The sequence below is a fragment of the Ectothiorhodospira marina genome, from assembly GCF_900109495.1.
GTDB classification, from domain to species: Bacteria; Pseudomonadota; Gammaproteobacteria; order Ectothiorhodospirales; family Ectothiorhodospiraceae; genus Ectothiorhodospira; species Ectothiorhodospira marina.
Genome location: NZ_FOAA01000003.1, coordinates 114,910 through 129,630 on the forward strand (window position 1 = coordinate 114,910; position 14,721 = coordinate 129,630).

Annotated in this window: 13 protein-coding genes; 4 read left to right on the top strand and 9 right to left on the bottom strand. The window is 65.0% G+C overall.

All coding sequences use genetic code 11. The annotated features are described in order from the left end of the window. The first annotated feature begins 111 nt into the window (after positions 1 to 111). On the top strand, positions 112 to 750 hold the full coding sequence (crp, locus tag BMY52_RS04475) for a cAMP-activated global transcriptional regulator CRP (protein WP_090251444.1): 639 nt from the start codon (positions 112 to 114) through the stop codon (positions 748 to 750). A 46-nt stretch (positions 751 to 796) separates the two neighbouring features. On the opposite strand, the gene recQ is transcribed toward crp, so the two are convergent. Both recQ and pepN read right to left on the bottom strand, forming a co-directional pair. Then, complete coding sequence (gene recQ / locus BMY52_RS04480) at positions 797 to 2,629, bottom strand: DNA helicase RecQ (protein WP_245740576.1); 1,833 nt, start codon at positions 2,627 to 2,629, stop codon at positions 797 to 799. 13 nt (positions 2,630 to 2,642) lie between these two features. After that, positions 2,643 to 5,288, bottom strand: coding sequence for an aminopeptidase N (gene pepN, locus BMY52_RS04485; RefSeq protein ID WP_090251446.1), 2,646 nt, complete (start codon positions 5,286 to 5,288; stop codon positions 2,643 to 2,645). Positions 5,289 to 6,233: 945 nt separating this feature from the next. Here pepN and BMY52_RS04490 point away from each other — a divergent pair. Next, positions 6,234 to 6,536: a BolA family protein gene (locus BMY52_RS04490; protein ID WP_090251449.1), complete on the top strand. Its 303-nt coding sequence runs from the start codon at positions 6,234 to 6,236 to the stop codon at positions 6,534 to 6,536. A 134-nt stretch (positions 6,537 to 6,670) separates the two neighbouring features. Here BMY52_RS04490 and BMY52_RS15355 read toward each other — a convergent pair whose 3' ends face one another. The 5 genes from BMY52_RS15355 to BMY52_RS04515 all read right to left on the bottom strand — a co-directional run bounded on the left by BMY52_RS15355 (position 6,671) and on the right by BMY52_RS04515 (position 10,008). Further along, positions 6,671 to 7,789, bottom strand: coding sequence for a CobW family GTP-binding protein (locus BMY52_RS15355; protein ID WP_090251451.1), 1,119 nt, complete (start codon positions 7,787 to 7,789; stop codon positions 6,671 to 6,673). Continuing rightward, a complete protein-coding gene (locus BMY52_RS04500; protein ID WP_090251454.1) occupies positions 7,786 to 8,520 on the bottom strand; it encodes a DUF2914 domain-containing protein in 735 nt (244 codons plus the stop codon). Before BMY52_RS04500 ends, BMY52_RS15355 begins: the two co-directional genes overlap by 4 nt. A gap of 115 nt (positions 8,521 to 8,635) precedes the next feature. Beyond that, a complete protein-coding gene (locus tag BMY52_RS04505) occupies positions 8,636 to 9,058 on the bottom strand; it encodes a flagellar basal body-associated FliL family protein (protein WP_245740581.1) in 423 nt (140 codons plus the stop codon). Positions 9,059 to 9,121: 63 nt separating this feature from the next. Beyond that, positions 9,122 to 9,694, bottom strand: a complete 573-nt coding sequence (locus BMY52_RS04510) for a DUF2058 family protein (RefSeq protein ID WP_090251457.1) — start codon at positions 9,692 to 9,694, stop codon at positions 9,122 to 9,124. Further along, positions 9,691 to 10,008 carry a zinc-dependent peptidase gene (locus tag BMY52_RS04515; RefSeq protein WP_090251459.1) on the bottom strand — a complete coding sequence of 106 codons (318 nt, stop codon included), beginning with the start codon at positions 10,006 to 10,008 and terminating at the stop codon, positions 9,691 to 9,693. The genes BMY52_RS04510 and BMY52_RS04515 overlap by 4 nt, the downstream gene beginning before the upstream one ends. Positions 10,009 to 10,309: 301 nt before the next feature. Between BMY52_RS04515 and gshA the strand changes: the two genes are divergently transcribed. Next, positions 10,310 to 11,881 (top strand): glutamate--cysteine ligase, encoded by a 1,572-nt coding sequence (gshA, locus tag BMY52_RS04520; protein WP_245740582.1) that lies wholly within the window; start codon positions 10,310 to 10,312, stop codon positions 11,879 to 11,881. A 14-nt stretch (positions 11,882 to 11,895) separates the two neighbouring features. Here the strand turns inward: gshA and BMY52_RS04525 are convergent, their stop codons facing one another. Together BMY52_RS04525 and kaiC are read right to left on the bottom strand one after the other, a co-directional pair. Next, on the bottom strand, positions 11,896 to 12,177 hold the full coding sequence (locus tag BMY52_RS04525; RefSeq protein WP_090251464.1) for a circadian clock KaiB family protein: 282 nt from the start codon (positions 12,175 to 12,177) through the stop codon (positions 11,896 to 11,898). Then, a complete protein-coding gene (gene kaiC / locus BMY52_RS04530) occupies positions 12,174 to 13,847 on the bottom strand; it encodes a circadian clock protein KaiC (RefSeq protein ID WP_245740583.1) in 1,674 nt (557 codons plus the stop codon). Before kaiC ends, BMY52_RS04525 begins: the two co-directional genes overlap by 4 nt. Positions 13,848 to 14,050: 203 nt before the next feature. On the opposite strand from kaiC, the gene BMY52_RS04535 reads away from it, so the two are divergent. After that, positions 14,051 to 14,710: an ABC transporter ATP-binding protein gene (locus tag BMY52_RS04535; protein WP_090251612.1), complete on the top strand. Its 660-nt coding sequence runs from the start codon at positions 14,051 to 14,053 to the stop codon at positions 14,708 to 14,710. Positions 14,711 to 14,721: the final 11 nt, after the last annotated feature.

Sequence of the window (14,721 nt, forward strand, 5' to 3'; positions counted from 1 at the left end):
AAAATTATAAGATAAGCACCCGAAGCTCATCCGACGCATCAGCGGATACAGGCCCCGCCTTCCCCCTTGCTCGCGTTGGCGTTTCGTCGTCCGGCCCCCACGAGGTGGACAATGAGTAGTCTACTCAAGCAACAACAGATGCCCGAAGAGGCACTGGATAAATTGCTTGCCCATTGCCATCGTCGCCAATACCCCGCCCGTGCCACCATCATCCACGCGGGGGATCGCCCGGATACGCTGTACTATATCATTCAGGGTTCGGTCAGCGTGATGATCGAGGATGAGCTGGGGCATGAGATGGTGCTGGCCTATCTCAACCCGGGTCAGTTCTTCGGGGAAATGGGCGTATTCTCCTCCCAGGCGCGCAGCGCCGGCATCGTGACCCGTACCCCCACTGAAACCGCGGAGATCCACTACCCCAAGTTCATCGAACTGGCCATGCAGGATCCCAGCATTCTTTTTCTCCTGGCCACCCAGATGGCCGTGCGCCTGCGCGACACCAGCCGCAAGGTGATCGACCTGGCCTTCCTCGACGTGACCGGCCGCATCGCCCGCACGCTGATGGAACTGGCCCAGCAACCAGACGCCATGACCCATCCCAAGGGCATGCAGATCCGCGTCACCCGCCAGGAACTGGCCAAGATCGTGGGCTGCTCCCGGGAAATGGCCGGACGGGTGCTCAAGGACCTGGAAGAGCGCGAGCTGATCACGGCCCACGGGAAGACGGTGGTGGTGTTCAACGCCCGGTAAGACCCTTTCTCCCCGATGGTTGCCCCGGGCCGTTCGCGAACGGCCCCTACTCGAATCTCAGGATCACCTCCAAGAACTCATCCCCATAGGCCTCCAGCTTGCGCTCCCCCACCCCGGAGATCGCGGCCATGGCCCTGAGGCTCTCCGGGCGCATCTCCGCCATCTCCATCAGCGTGGCATCATGGAACACCACATACGGCGGCACCCCCTGTTCGTCCGCCAGCCGACGCCGGCAGGTCCTCAGGGCCTCGAACAACCGCTGATCCTCCGGGCTGTCCAGACCCGCCGCCGCCGTGCGCCGGGGCTCCCGGGGGATGCGAGTCGGGCGTGTCTCCTTGCGCAGCATCAACTGCGTCTCCCCCCGCAGCACCGGACGGCAGGCCTCATTCAGATGCAACCCACCATGACCCTCCAGGTCCACCGTGAGCAGACCCCGGGCGATCATCTGCCGAAATATCCCCTTCCATTCGTTCACCCCCAGGTCGCTGCCAATACCGAAGACGCTCAGCCGGTCATGACCGAACTGCTTGATGCGGGCGTCATCCTTGCCCCGCAGCACATCCACCAGGTAGTTCACCCCGAACCGCTGACCGGTGCGATGCACGCAGGACAGGGCCTTCTGGGCGGGCACCGTGGCGTCCCAGGTCTCGGGGGGTTCCAGGCAGGTGTCGCAGTTGCCGCAGGGCTGGGACTCGGTCTCGCCAAAATAGGACAGCAAGGCCTGGCGACGGCAGGTGGTCATCTCGCACAGCCCCAGCATGGCATCCAGCTTGTGGCGCTCCACCCGTTTGTGGCTCTCGTCCGCCTCGGAGCTGTCCACCATCTGTCGCAGGGTGATCACATCCTGCAGGCCATAGCTCATCCAGGCATCCGCCGGCAGGCCATCCCGGCCGGCTCGGCCGGTCTCCTGGTAATAGGCCTCGATACTCTTGGGCAGGTTCAGGTGGGCCACGAAGCGCACATTGGGCTTGTCGATGCCCATGCCGAAGGCGATGGTGGCCACCACAATCACCCCCTCCTCGTTGAGAAAGCGACGCTGATGGGCCTCGCGCACCTGGGCGCTGAGGCCCGCGTGATAAGGCAGGGCGGTCAGCCCCCGGTCACACAGCCACTGGGCCATCTCGTCCACCCGCTTGCGGGACAGGCAATAGACAATACCTGCCTCGTCCGGGTGGGTCTGCTCGATGAAGCGCAGCAGGTCCCGACGGGCATTGCCGCTGCCCTGAGTGATGCGGTAACGGATATTGGGCCGGTCAAAACCGCTGATGAACACCCGGGCCTGCTCCAGCCCCAGGCGCTGACGGATCTCCTGACGGGTGCGCTCATCGGCGGTGGCGGTGAGGGCGATGCGCGGGATATCGGGCCAGCGCTCGGCCAGCAGGGAGAGCTTGATGTATTCGGGCCGGAAATCATGCCCCCACTGGGAGACACAATGGGCCTCGTCGATGGCGAACAGGTTGATGCGGGCGCGCTCCAGCAGGGCCAGGGTGCGCTCGTTGAGCAGGCGCTCGGGGGCCACATAGAGCAGATCCAACTCGCCGCGCAACAGATCCCGCTCCACCGCCTGTACCTCTTCCCAATCCAGGGTGGAGTTGAGATAGGCGGCGCGCACCCCCGCCTGACGCAGTGCGGCCACCTGGTCCTGCATGAGGGCGATCAGGGGCGAGACCACGATCCCCGTGCCCGCCAGGGCCATGGCGGGGATCTGATAGCACAGGGACTTGCCGCCGCCCGTGGGCATGAGCACCAAGGCATCGCCGCCCTGCATGAGGGTGTCGATGACCTGGTCCTGGGGCGGTCGGAACTGTTCGTAGCCGAAGGTGGAGCGGAGGATGTCCAGGGGTTGATCGTCCATGATCGTCACATTGTGAGTCTGCATGCCGCCTATCTTTTCACCCCAGGCTCCGGGAGGCAATCTCGTAGACATCCCGCGACAGCCCCGGGTGCGCCACGATGCGCTCCAGACAGGTCCGCATCAGCCCCTGGCGCTGCGCATCGAACCGTTTCCAGCGGCTCAGGCTGGTGACCAGCCGCGCGGCGATCTGGGGGTTCAGGGCATCCAGCTCCAGCACTTGGTTGGTGATCAATTCGTAGCCGCTGCCATCGGCGGCATGGAAATGCACCGGGTTGGCCATGGCAAAGGCCCCGAGCACGGCGCGCACCCGGTTGGGATTGCGGATGGAGAAGCGCGGGTGCTGCATCAGGCGGCGTACCCGCTCCAGGGCCCCGGCGTCGCTGGCGGTGGCCTGCAGGCCGAACCACTTGTCCAGCACCAGCGGCTCGTCCCGCCAGCGGGCCTCGAAGTGGGCCAGGCTGCGCTCCTGGATCGCTCCGGGGCAGTCCATCAGGGCCCGCAGGGCGCCCATGGCATCGGTCATGTTGTCGGCGGCCTGATACTGGGCCTCGGCCAGGGACGGGGCGGATTCTTCACCCGTGGCACACAGATAGGCCAGGCACAGGTTGCGCAGGCGTCGACGTCCCATGGCGGCGGCATCCATCTGCTCGCCTGCTACCCCGGAACTGTCCCGCAAGGCGTCGTACACGGCCCGGAAGCGCGCCGCCAGGGCCTCGCCCAGGGCGCGACGGGTGAACTGACGGGCCTGGTGGATGGCATCCACGTCCACCACCTGCATCTGCTCGGCCAGGTAGGTCTCACCGGGCAGGGTGAGGGCCTCGGCCACCAAGGCGGTGTCCAGGGTGTCATTATCCAGCACCCGGGCGAAGGCCTCCTGGAACAACGGATCCAGCATGGGCTCACGGCCCGCCTGGATGTCATGGATCTGCCCCTGCAACATCTGTACAGCAAACTGCTGACCCGCTTCCCAACGGTTGAAGTCATCGGTGTCGTGACCCATGAGGAAGGCCAGTTCCTCATGGGTGTAGGGGAAGCGCAGTTTCACCGGTGCCGAAAAGCCGCGCAGCAACGAGGGCACCGGGGCTTCGGGCACGTCGTGAAACACCAGCACATGATCCGGGGCGGTGAGTTCGATCACCCGCTCGCCAGGGCTGGCCTGGCTCTCGCCTTCCAAGCGCAGGGGGATCTCCCGACCCTGGCTGTCCAGCAGGGCCAGGGTGAGGGGGATGTGGAAGGGCAGCTTTTCCGATTGCCCCTGGGTGGGCGGGCAGGACTGGCGCACGGTGAGGCGATAACTGGCGCTGGCGGCGTCATATTCCCCGGCCACGTCCAGCACCGGGGTGCCGGCCTGGTCATACCAGCGGCGGAAGCGGCGCAGGTCCCGGGCGTTGGCATCTTCCATGGCCCTGACGAAGTCGTCAGTGGTGACGGCCTGGCCGTCATGGCGTTCAAAATACAGGTCCAGCCCGCGGCGAAAGCCCTCGCGGCCCACCAGGGTCTGGATCATGCGCACCACTTCGGCGCCCTTTTCGTACACCGTCATGGTGTAGAAGTTGTTGATCTCGATGTAGGACTGGGGCCGCACCGGGTGGGCCATGGGGCCGGCGTCCTCGGGGAACTGCAGCGAGCGCAGGCGCTGCACGTCACCGATGCGCTTGACGGCCCGCAGGCTCTGGTCGGCGGTATATTCCTGGTCGCGGAAGACGGTGAGCCCCTCTTTGAGGGAGAGCTGGAACCAGTCCCGGCAGGTGACCCGATTGCCCGACCAGTTATGGAAATACTCGTGGGCGATCACGCTGTCGATGGCCACGAAATCATCGTCGGTGGCGGTGTCGGGGCGGGCCAGGACGTATTTGGAGTTGAAGACGTTCAGGCCCTTGTTCTCCATGGCCCCCATGTTGAAGTCGTCCACGGCCACGATCATGTAGATGTCCAGATCGTATTCGCGGCCGTAGGTGTCCTCATCCCAGCGCATGGATTTTTGCAGCGAGCGCATGGCGTGGTCGCATTTGTCCAGGTTGTGACGCTGTACGTAGATGCGCAGGTCCACCTCCCGGCCGGAGCAGGTGGTGAAGCGGTCCTGCTGGCAGACCAGATCCCCGGCCACCAGGGCAAAGAGGTAGCTGGGCTTGGGGAAGGGGTCGTGCCACACGACGTAATGGCGCCCTTCGGGCAGGTCGCCGGAATCGGTGAGATTGCCGTTGGACAGCAGCACCGGATAACGCGCCTTGTCCGCCTCGATGCGCACGGTGAAGAGGGTCATGGCATCCGGGCGGTCCAGGAACCAGGTGATGCGCCGGAACCCTTCCGCCTCGCACTGGGTGCAGAAGTTGCCGCCGGAAACATACAGCCCGGACAGGGCGGTGTTGGCTTCAGGGCTGATGGCGGTCTCCATCTCCAGGGTGCACTGGGCCGGGAGCTCATGCAGGGTGAGGCTGTTCTCGTCCTGATGCAGGTTGCCCGAGGCCATGGGCTGCCCATCCACGGTGAGGCTGATCAGTTTCAGTTCTTCCCCCTGAAGCACCAGCGGTGCCTCCTGACTCACCGTGCGCCGCAGTTGCAACCGGGAGCGCACGCGGGTGTCGGCTGGGTCGAGCAGGAAGCACAGATCCACCTGCTCGATACGCCATTGGGGTGGCGCGTAGTCCGTGAGGTGGATGGCGGCGGGGGTGGATTCTTTCATGGGGCGATGTCCCTTCTGACCGGGCGTTCGGGCTGGGGTGACGGGCTATTCCTCACTATAACGTTTGGGTTAGAGGTGGCCAAGGGTTTGCCCAGCCCCCAAGAGCCATTCACGAAGGGCCATCAACGGGGGATGCGTTCATTCACAAAGGACCACCAAAACCGTAGGGGCGCTTCGAGAAGCGCCCGGCCGGGGCTTCGGATACCACGATAGCCACCCGCCAGGCCACCGACCCAGAAGCCTCCGCACGGGCCACCGACCCCAAAACCTCCGCCCAGGCCATCGACCCTGGACACTCCGCACGGGCCGTTCGCGAACGGCCCCTACAGGGGGATGTACTCATTCACGAAGGACCATCAACGGGGGATGCGTTCATTCACAAAGGACCATCAAAGGGGGATGCGTTCATTCACAAAGGACCACCAAAACCGTAGGGGCGCTTCGAGAAGCGCCCGGCCGGGGCTTCGGATACCACGATAGCCACCCGCCAGGCCACCGACCCCGGAGCCTCCGCACGGGCCACCGACCCCAAAACCTCCGCCCAGGCCATCGACCCTGGACACTCCGCACGGGCCGTTCGCGAACGGCCCCTACAGGGGGATGTACTCATTCACGAAGGACCATCAACGGGGGATGCGTTCATTCACAAAGGACCACCAAAACCGTAGGGGCGCTTCGAGAAGCGCCCGGCCGGGGCTTCGGATACCACGATAGCCACCCGCCGGGCCACCGGCCCCGAAGCCTCCACACAAGCCACCGACCCCGAAGCCTCCGCCCAGGCCATCGACCCTGGACACTCCGCACGGGCCGTTCGCGAACGGCCCCTACAGGGGGGGGGGGGCGCGTGCCGGGCAATGAACTTGACGGATGCTCTCGCACGGCTTGCCTGTCGTGGCTGGGTATCGGATGATGCAGGCCACAATCCATAGCGCCATGGTAGGAATTATGAGCATCCAATCAGAGATCGAACGCAAGCTGTCCCAGGGGCTGAACCCGGCCTACCTTGAAGTGGAGAACGAGAGCGATGGTCACAATGTGCCTGCCGGCTCGGAGTCCCATTTCAAGGTGACGGTGGCGGCTGATGCGTTCGAGGGTCAGCGCCTGCTGGCCAGGCATCGTCAGGTGAATGCGTTGTTGATGGATGAGCTGCAGGGCACGGTACATGCGCTGGCGCTGCATACCTTTACGCCCGCGGAGTGGTCGGCGCGTGGCGGGCGGGTGAAGGAATCGCCGCCGTGTGTGGGGTGAAGGCGGCGGGAGAGACAGGGAGCCCACCGCCCCCTCATCCCCAACCCTTCTCCCCGTAGGGGAGAAGGGAGGCCGGCGCTTGAGCTCCATGGTGGCCGGTGCTGCGCCCCTTCTCCCCGTGGGGGAGAAGGGAGTCAAAGCCCCTCTCCCGCTTGCGGGAGAGGGGGTGGGGTGAGGGCCTGCAGCAACAATGACTCCACCGCCTCCCAATCCAGCACCTCATCGGCAATCAATTCCAACCGGCTGTCCCGCCGCCAGGCGATGGGGGCGGTGGAGAATCGGCCCTCGGCCCAGTCGATGCGATACCACTCCCGACCGGTACGCAGCACACCCTTGGCCCGCACCAACTCACTGAAGGGTGGCTCACTGAACAATCCCTCCAGCACCTTCAGATCGAAACGATCCTCAGGCGGAAATCGCCAGCCGCGGGCGGTATCAGCCGCCGGCGCCTGAGTGCCTTGGCTAGGGGCACTCAAAGACAAAGCAGAGACAGTAGGTGCACCGGAAGCACCGGAAGCACCGGAAGCACTGGATGCACTGGATGCACTGGATGCACTGTATCCGGTGGATGTACCAGACTGAGGGGTGACTACTGGCATCACCCGCGTGAAGACACCCTGCCCCCCGGCGCCGCTCGTGCCGCTCACCCCCGAAGCCTCCAGATCCAGCAGCGCCGGATCGATCTGCCCGTGGGCGGTGCGCACCACGGCCTGCTTGGGCGGGTATAGCCCCGCCACGAAGGCCTCCAGCGCCGCCAGCCGGTCAGGCGGCGCCACATCGGTCTTGTTGATCACCACCACATCGGCCAGGGTGAGTTGATCCTTGTAGATCAGGGACTTGTCCAGACGCTCCTGGGTGAAACCGGCCGGATCGACGATGCAGGTGATGTTGCCCAGCCGGGCGGCAGAGGCCAGCCAGGGGTCGCGCAAGGTGTCGACGATGCCCGTGGGATGCCCCAGCCCGGTGGGCTCCACCAGCAGCCGATCCGGGCGGATCTCACGCAGTATCTTGGTGAGAGCCACCCGCAGATTCATGGCCCCGGTGCAGCAGATGCAGCCGCCCGACACCTCTCGCACCCGGATTGCATCTCCAGCGGCATCGGCGAGGATTTCGCCGTCGATGCCCACCTCGCCGAACTCGTTGACCACCACCGCCCAGCGTTCATGAGCCGGACGGTGGGCCAACAGATGCAGGATGGCGGTGGTCTTGCCGGCCCCCAGAAAGCCGGTGATCAGGTTGATGACTGCACTCACCTCAGTTCAAACCGATAGGTGTCCAGCACCTCGCCGTCCTGCGTGACCACCTCCACGCGCCAGGGGCCGGTCCAGGCCGGGTCCAGGGTTTTCATGGACCAGACGCGCCAGCGGGGGCCACCCACATCGAAACGGACCTCCCCCATGTCCTGGTCGTCCCGATAACGCCAGCGGTGGATGATCTCGCCCCCCTCGTGATCCATGATCTCGCTGAAGAAGTAAACGTGGTCCATGTCGGCATCCACCCGGGTCAGAGTGTCCACGGGCTCACGATCCTCAACGGCCGAGGTGAACTGGGCGCGGGATACATCCCCTCGCGGACCCGGCTCTGGAGCCGATTCAGGCACTTCGTCGGCAGTTTCCGGCTGGGCCGGCTCGGTCGGTTCCTCGGCGGGAGACGCGGTTTCAGAGGGCTCATCCAAGGCCGGGGCATCCCCGTCAGGAGCATCCTCCCGCGCGGCCGGCATCTCGGTGGCGGGCGCCGCATCCGGCATCGCCTCGGAGGGTTCTTCGAAATTGGAATGAGGCGTCTCATCCATGGCTGGGGCTGTCTCGGCGTTCCGATCCGGCGCCGAGGGCATGGTCTCCCCTGCGGCCTCGTGGGCATCAGCGGTTTGTTCGTGCTCAGTGTGATTATGGGCAAGGGCCGTGCTCGAGGCGCAGGCCAGGGCCAGAATGCCGGGCATGAGCACCGAACCGACAACGCTGGAGGAACGTGGATTGTTTCTCATGACGGAATGGACTCCCTGCTGGTGTGGTTTTCAGTGGAGCATAGGGGGAATCGATCCCCCTTGCCACTAACCCGGCTCAACGGATGGGAACCCGCCCCGTCCCGACGGGACGGGCTCACTGCACGATGAAGCCGGTGAAATAGAGGCTGCTGATGCACGGGGCCCCGGTTGTCTCCTCCATGGCCTGGCGCAGCTGATCAAGCACCTCGCCACGCATCCGCTCGCGCTCCTGCGCGCCCCGTACTTTCTCCGGATCCCGGCCACCAAAATAGGTGATCATGCGGTCACGCAGCACCGGCATGTGCCGCTGCACCTGTTCCGCGTCGGTGGCGGTCTCCACGTAGAACTGGGCCTTGATCTGTAAAAACTGCGCACGGCGCGGGTTGTCCAGGTTGACCACCAAAGGGGGGTCCAGGGCGATATAGCCGGGATAGGTTTCGCCCTTATCCGCAGCTGGGGCAGCCGCCCACGCGCCCATCGGCGCGCCTGCAAGCAGGAGCATGGCCAATGCCTTCAGGAGGTATCTGCGTGTCTTCATGGGGGTGTCTTGTCTCCGGAGAAAGGGGTCAGGTTCGACAGGGCAAATGACGCGGGTCCGGACCTACGCCGGATCCGGGCCGGGCGCTTCAGGCGCACCGGGGAACACAACGGTCCGATTCGCATCCCGGGCAAGAATGTCACGCCCGATAGCCGCGGGCAGCAGATGGCGTCGTCCATCCAGAAAGGCGATGCACAGCTGCCCTTCGGCCAGCTGCGTCTGCTGCTGTTCGGTGACGTACAGATGCTTGATGGTCTGACCCACCTGAAAATGATAGGGCAGTTCCGCCTGGTCCTGATTGACACGCTGGGCGGCAATCAACTCCCTGAGCTCCTGCTTGAGGGCGCGGGCCTGCGGTGTGGGCTGACCATTGTCGGGCCTGGCGGGCTTGGCGGCTGGCTTTGGCCGGGCTCCGCGGCCAGGCGCGCGACGGGGCTTGTCGGTGTCACTCTGGGGGCGGGCCTTCCTGGCGCGAGCCGCGCCACCCTTGCGGTTGTCCGCCCGGCCCTTGCCCCCCCCCCGGGGTGGGCGTCCATCCCGGGCACGGGGCGGCCGCGTCTGTACCTCCTCGGCCTGTTTGGCCTGTTCCTCGGTGACCAGGCCGGCCTTGAGGAGTTGATCGCGAAGCTGGCTCATCTGTCACTCCTGATGGGCATGGGCGCCCTCAACATTCGACGCTCTGCCGGGTCCTGGCGGTAGAACTGGCGAAACGGTGCATACACATCCGGATAGCCCCGCTGAAGCACCCGGGGCTGGGCAAAAAAATACTCACTCATCACGGCGAAAAACTCTCCGGGATCCGTTACGGCGTAGGGGTCAAAATCGCAGGGTTGTTCCAGGTCCAGACGCCGACTCAGGTCATCGTAGGCCGCCGTCATGATCCGGGTCCAGTCCTGCACCCGCATTTCCCGATGCAAGGGCGGCATGCCGTTGGCCGAACCATTACGCATGTCCAGCGTTGACGCAACCGCTCCAGGGCGGGGGCGTCCAGGCCATCCAGGAGCACCAGGGCGTTCACCCCCTGCTGCCACAGGGCGGGCGGAATCGGATCGGGGGCGAGCGCCCGGCGGCGTTGCCAGACGCGGAGCATGGAGGCCATGGAGTGGGTCGGCGCGGGCTTGGGTCTGGGGGCATTATCAGCCAGATGCGGCGGCATGTCATGGGGCGCGGCCCACAGGCACGCCGCCATGCAGTATTCTTGAGGGCACAAGCATCCATAAAAGCCCATCTAAAGACGAAGGATCCGCCACGTTGTACGCATCCTACGAAGCCCGCCTGGAGCGCCTCCTGTCCCGCGGACAGGCACATACCCTGCGCAGTGGCCTGATCGGCCTGGAAAAGGAGAGCCTGCGCGTGCGTGCCGACGGCGGCATCGCCCAGACCCCGCATCCTGCCGCCCTGGGCTCCGCCCTCACTCACCCCTGGATCACCACGGACTATTCCGAGGCCCTGCTGGAGTTCATCACGCCGCCCTGCGCCAGCGCCCGGGAGGCCCTGGACTTCATGCGCGACCTGCATGCCTTCACCTACCCGCGCATCGGCGAGGAACTGCTCTGGGCCACCAGCATGCCCTGTGTGCTGGAGGGCGAGCGCGGGATCCCCGTGGCCTGGTACGGACACTCCAACGCAGGACGCATGAAGACCGTCTATCGCCTGGGCCTGGGGCTGCGCTACGGGCGACTGATGCAGGTGATCGCCGGGGTACATTTCAATTTCTCCATGAGCAAGGCCTTCTGGCCGGCATATCAGGAAACCCTGGGTGACGGCGGCGACCCGCGCGCGTTTCGGGATGAGATCTACTTTGGCATGCTGCGCAACCTGCAGCGCCTGGGCTGGCTGGTGCCTTACCTGTTCGGCGCCTCGCCGGCGGTATGCAAGTCCTTCCTGGCGGGCAAGCCCACCACTCTGGCAGAGTTCGATGAGAGCACCTATTACGAGCCCTACGCCACCAGCCTGCGCATGGGCGACATCGGCTACCAGAACCGCAAGGAAGAAGAGAGTGGCATCAAGGCCAACTACGACTGCCTGGATGGCTACGTGCGCAGCCTGGCCCGCGCCATCGCCACGCCCTCGCCGGAGTACGAACGCCTGGGCGTGGTGGTGGACGGGGAATACCGTCAACTCAATGCCAACATCCTGCAGATCGAGAACGAGTACTACAGTACCGTGCGGCCCAAACCCATCACCCAGGGCAACGAGAAACCCACGGCGGCCCTGCGCCGGGGCGGGGTGGCCTATGTGGAGTTGCGTTCGGTGGACATCAACGCCTTTGAACCCCTGGGGGTGGGCGAGTCCCAGCTGCATTTCCTGGAAGCCCTGATGATCTTCGCCCTGCTCAACGATAGCCCCCCCATCAACGAGGTGGAGCGGTTCGCCATCGACCACAACCAGGGCGCCACCGCGCATCGGGGCCGGGATCCGTCCCTCAAGCTGATGCGCGATGGCGAGTCGATCTCGCTGCGTTACTGGGCGGAAGAGGTGCTGCAGGCCATGGAACCGCTGTGTGAAATCCTGGATGGCGAGGATCCACTCAAGCCCTACACGGCCTCCCTGGCGCACCAGAAGGCCAAGGTGGGCGACGCGGACCTGACCCCGTCAGCGCAGATGCTGGCGCGGATGATGAACAACGAGGAGGGGTTCCATCACTTCGCCAAGCGCATGTCCCGGGAACACGCGGCGTGTTTCCGGGATGCACGGCTGGAGGCTGCCAGGGAGGCGGAGCTGGAGGCGCAGGCCCGCGCGTCGCTGGAGCAACAGCAGGCCATGGAGGCGGAGGATGAGCTGGAGTTCGGGGAGTATCTGCGGCGCTATTTTGCCCAGTGAGGGGGGCGCCCCCCTCACCGCTCCAGAATATCCAACCCCACCAGCACCCGCTCCCGTTCGGACAGATCCCCCACCACCCGCCGCACCGGGAGCGGCAGTTTGCGTACCACCACCGGGGTGGCGAGGATGCGCTCATCCTCCGCCAGTTGCGGGCGCTCGAGGATGTCCACCACCTCCACCTGCAGTTCCTGGTCCTGAGTCGCCATGTCCGCCGTCAACGCTTCCAGGTTCTCGATGGCGCGTCGGGCGGCCGGGGTCATGCCGGCGATGTAGAGCCTGAGCAGGTATTTCGTCATTGGCGACTCCTGCGGATGGCCGAACGAGCCCCCTCAATGGAGGCCAGACGCCGCTCCAGCTCCATCACCTGGCGATCCAGTTCCACCGCCTTGGCTTCGCGCTCGGCCCGAGCCAGGCGTTCGCGGGCCGCGTTGGTCTCCTCCATCTCCTCGCGCAGCCGCTGGGCCTGGTCCAGCTCCTGCTGCAACTGGGCAATGATCTGGTCGTCCTCCTCCTGGCGCGCGTGCCGGGCCGTGCCATAGACAATGCCGCTTTCGCCAATGTAAGGCGTCTCGATCGTCATGCCCGCATCCGTCATGCGGAATTCCTTCACCTGGTTGGAGATGGACAGCCCCCGCGCCTTGATCACGTTGATCAAGCGGTTCATTTCACCGTTACCCTCATGGCGGCGCAGCTTGATCCATACATCGATCATGGATGACACATCCAGGTGACTCACTCCGCCACTGGAGTCGCTCAGCAGCTCCGTGGCCACCGTGGTGACTCGCTGCTCCTTGAGCAGATACATGAGCCTGAGGAGCATCTCCTTGGCACACTCGCCTTCGTGTCGATTGGTGAAACTGCTGACAGGGTCAAGCAATACCAGATCGGGACCGTGATGACTCACGGAGCGCATGATGCGCATCAGGTGCTCTTCCAGCCCCATCTCGATGGCGCGCACTGGCTCCATGATCAGGCGATGCCCGCCCTCCGGGCCGGCATGATGGGCCAGGTTGCCACCGATGCTGCTCTGATTGCGCACCAGTTCATCCACGCTCTCTTCAAAACTGATGTACAACACCTTCTCGCCACGCCGGCACGCTGCCTGGGCGAAGGCCGAGGCCAGGCTGGTCTTGCCGGTGCCAGCCTGTCCGGACAGCAGGATGGTGGACCCCTTGTAGGGGCCCTCACCGCCGAGCATCTCGTCCAGCCCGGGCACCCCCGAGGAAATGCGCTCACTGGAAACACGGGCGTCCAGCGCCGCACCGCTCACCGGCACCATGAAGATGCCCCGGGAATCCAGCAGGAAGGGGAACTCCCCGGCGCTGTGGGGGCCACCGCGACGCTTCACCACACGCAACAGACGGGTCATCACCCGGTGCTGCACCTCCTGCTTGAGGGCAATCACGCAGTCGGCGATGTAATCCTCCAGACCAAAGCGGGTGCTGAAATTCTCCAACTCACCGGTGGTGATCAACGTGGTGACCCGCTGATCACGCACCCAATCAAAGACGCGGTTGAGCTCCTTGCGCAGCCCGGACTGGCCGAGGAAGGCCCCCTCCATGCCATCGATGGCATCCAGCACCAGGCGCTCGGCACCGGTCTGCTTCAGGGCGTATTCGATGCGGGTGAGGATGGCGGTGAGCTCGATCCCCTCCCCGGCTGACTCGCTCTGGTCGGGGCGCATGTCGAGGATGCGCAGGCGACCCTCCTTCACGTAGGTGTCGGCGGGAAAGCCGAACCCCTGGGCATGATGCAGCAGGGCCTCGGGATCTTCGTCGAAGGTGACCAGCACCCCGGGTTCGCCCTGGCTGATGCCATGGCACAGGAATGTCAGGGAGATCACCGTCTTGCCCGTGCCCGGACCGCCCCGTATCAGGGAGGGTCGGCCGCGGGGCAACCCCCCCTGCAGCACGAAATCCAGGCCCTGGATGCCGGTGTTGACGGTTTCCGGTTTCGATGAATTCACAGTGATCTCCGTTACATGGGGGGTGGTTTCACCCGGAGGGCCATCCGGGCACCCATGGGCGATAATCGGTGGCTTGTGGCGCTCATGCGTGCATCGCATACTGCGTCCATGGCCCTTTGGTTTCAAGGGAATAGCGTGTGCCCAGTCATGCCGATGCCCACGAGACGGTCTTTTTCACCCGCCACCTGACCAAGACCTACGTCATGGGAGAGGTAGAGATCCACGCCCTGCGCGGGGTGGACCTGTCTCTTTACGCGGGCGAACTGGTCGTGATGCTCGGCGCCTCAGGCTCCGGCAAATCCACCCTGCTGAACATCCTGGGCGGCCTGGATACCGCCTCCAGCGGCGAGGTGCGCTACCGGGACCAGGATCTGGTCCATGCCACCGAGAAGCGCCTCACCCGGTTTCGTCGCCATCACGTAGGCTTCGTCTTTCAATTCTACAACCTCATCTCCAGCCTCACCGCCCGGGAGAATGTGGCGATTGTCACCGAGATTGCCCGCGATCCCATGACGCCCGAGGCGGCCCTGGAGATGGTGGGGTTGTCTTCACGGCTGGATCACTTCCCGTCCCAGCTCTCCGGTGGGGAGCAGCAGCGGGTGGCCATTGCCCGGGCGGTGGCCAAGCGCCCCGATGTGCTGCTCTGCGATGAGCCCACCGGTGCCCTGGACTCCACCACCGGCATCCGGGTGCTGCAGGTCTTGCAGGATATCAATGATGAACTGGGGACCACCACGGCCGTGATCACCCATAATGCCGTGATTGGCGAGATGGCCGACCGGGTGATTCGTTTGGCGGATGGACGGGTGCAGGAGGTGACCGACAACCCGCAGCGCAAATCCCCGGCGCAGCTCTCCTGGTGATGGCCCTGCTG

What these genes read in the sequence shown, in the direction of transcription:
- BMY52_RS04500 (WP_090251454.1), bottom strand. Translation starts at nt 8,520, where the DNA reads ATGAGAAACAATCCACGTTCCTCCAGCGTTGTCGGTTCGGTGCTCATG.
- crp (WP_090251444.1), top strand. Translation starts at nt 112, where the DNA reads ATGAGTAGTCTACTCAAGCAACAACAGATGCCCGAAGAGGCACTGGAT.
- BMY52_RS04525 (WP_090251464.1), bottom strand. Translation starts at nt 12,177, where the DNA reads ATGACGAAATACCTGCTCAGGCTCTACATCGCCGGCATGACCCCGGCC.
- BMY52_RS04515 (WP_090251459.1), bottom strand. Translation starts at nt 10,008, where the DNA reads ATGCGTAATGGTTCGGCCAACGGCATGCCGCCCTTGCATCGGGAAATG.
- BMY52_RS04535 (WP_090251612.1), top strand. Translation starts at nt 14,051, where the DNA reads ATGGGAGAGGTAGAGATCCACGCCCTGCGCGGGGTGGACCTGTCTCTT.
- BMY52_RS04505 (WP_245740581.1), bottom strand. Translation starts at nt 9,058, where the DNA reads ATGAAGACACGCAGATACCTCCTGAAGGCATTGGCCATGCTCCTGCTT.
- BMY52_RS04510 (WP_090251457.1), bottom strand. Translation starts at nt 9,694, where the DNA reads ATGAGCCAGCTTCGCGATCAACTCCTCAAGGCCGGCCTGGTCACCGAG.
- recQ (WP_245740576.1), bottom strand. Translation starts at nt 2,629, where the DNA reads ATGCAGACTCACAATGTGACGATCATGGACGATCAACCCCTGGACATC.
- pepN (WP_090251446.1), bottom strand. Translation starts at nt 5,288, where the DNA reads ATGAAAGAATCCACCCCCGCCGCCATCCACCTCACGGACTACGCGCCA.
- BMY52_RS04490 (WP_090251449.1), top strand. Translation starts at nt 6,234, where the DNA reads ATGAGCATCCAATCAGAGATCGAACGCAAGCTGTCCCAGGGGCTGAAC.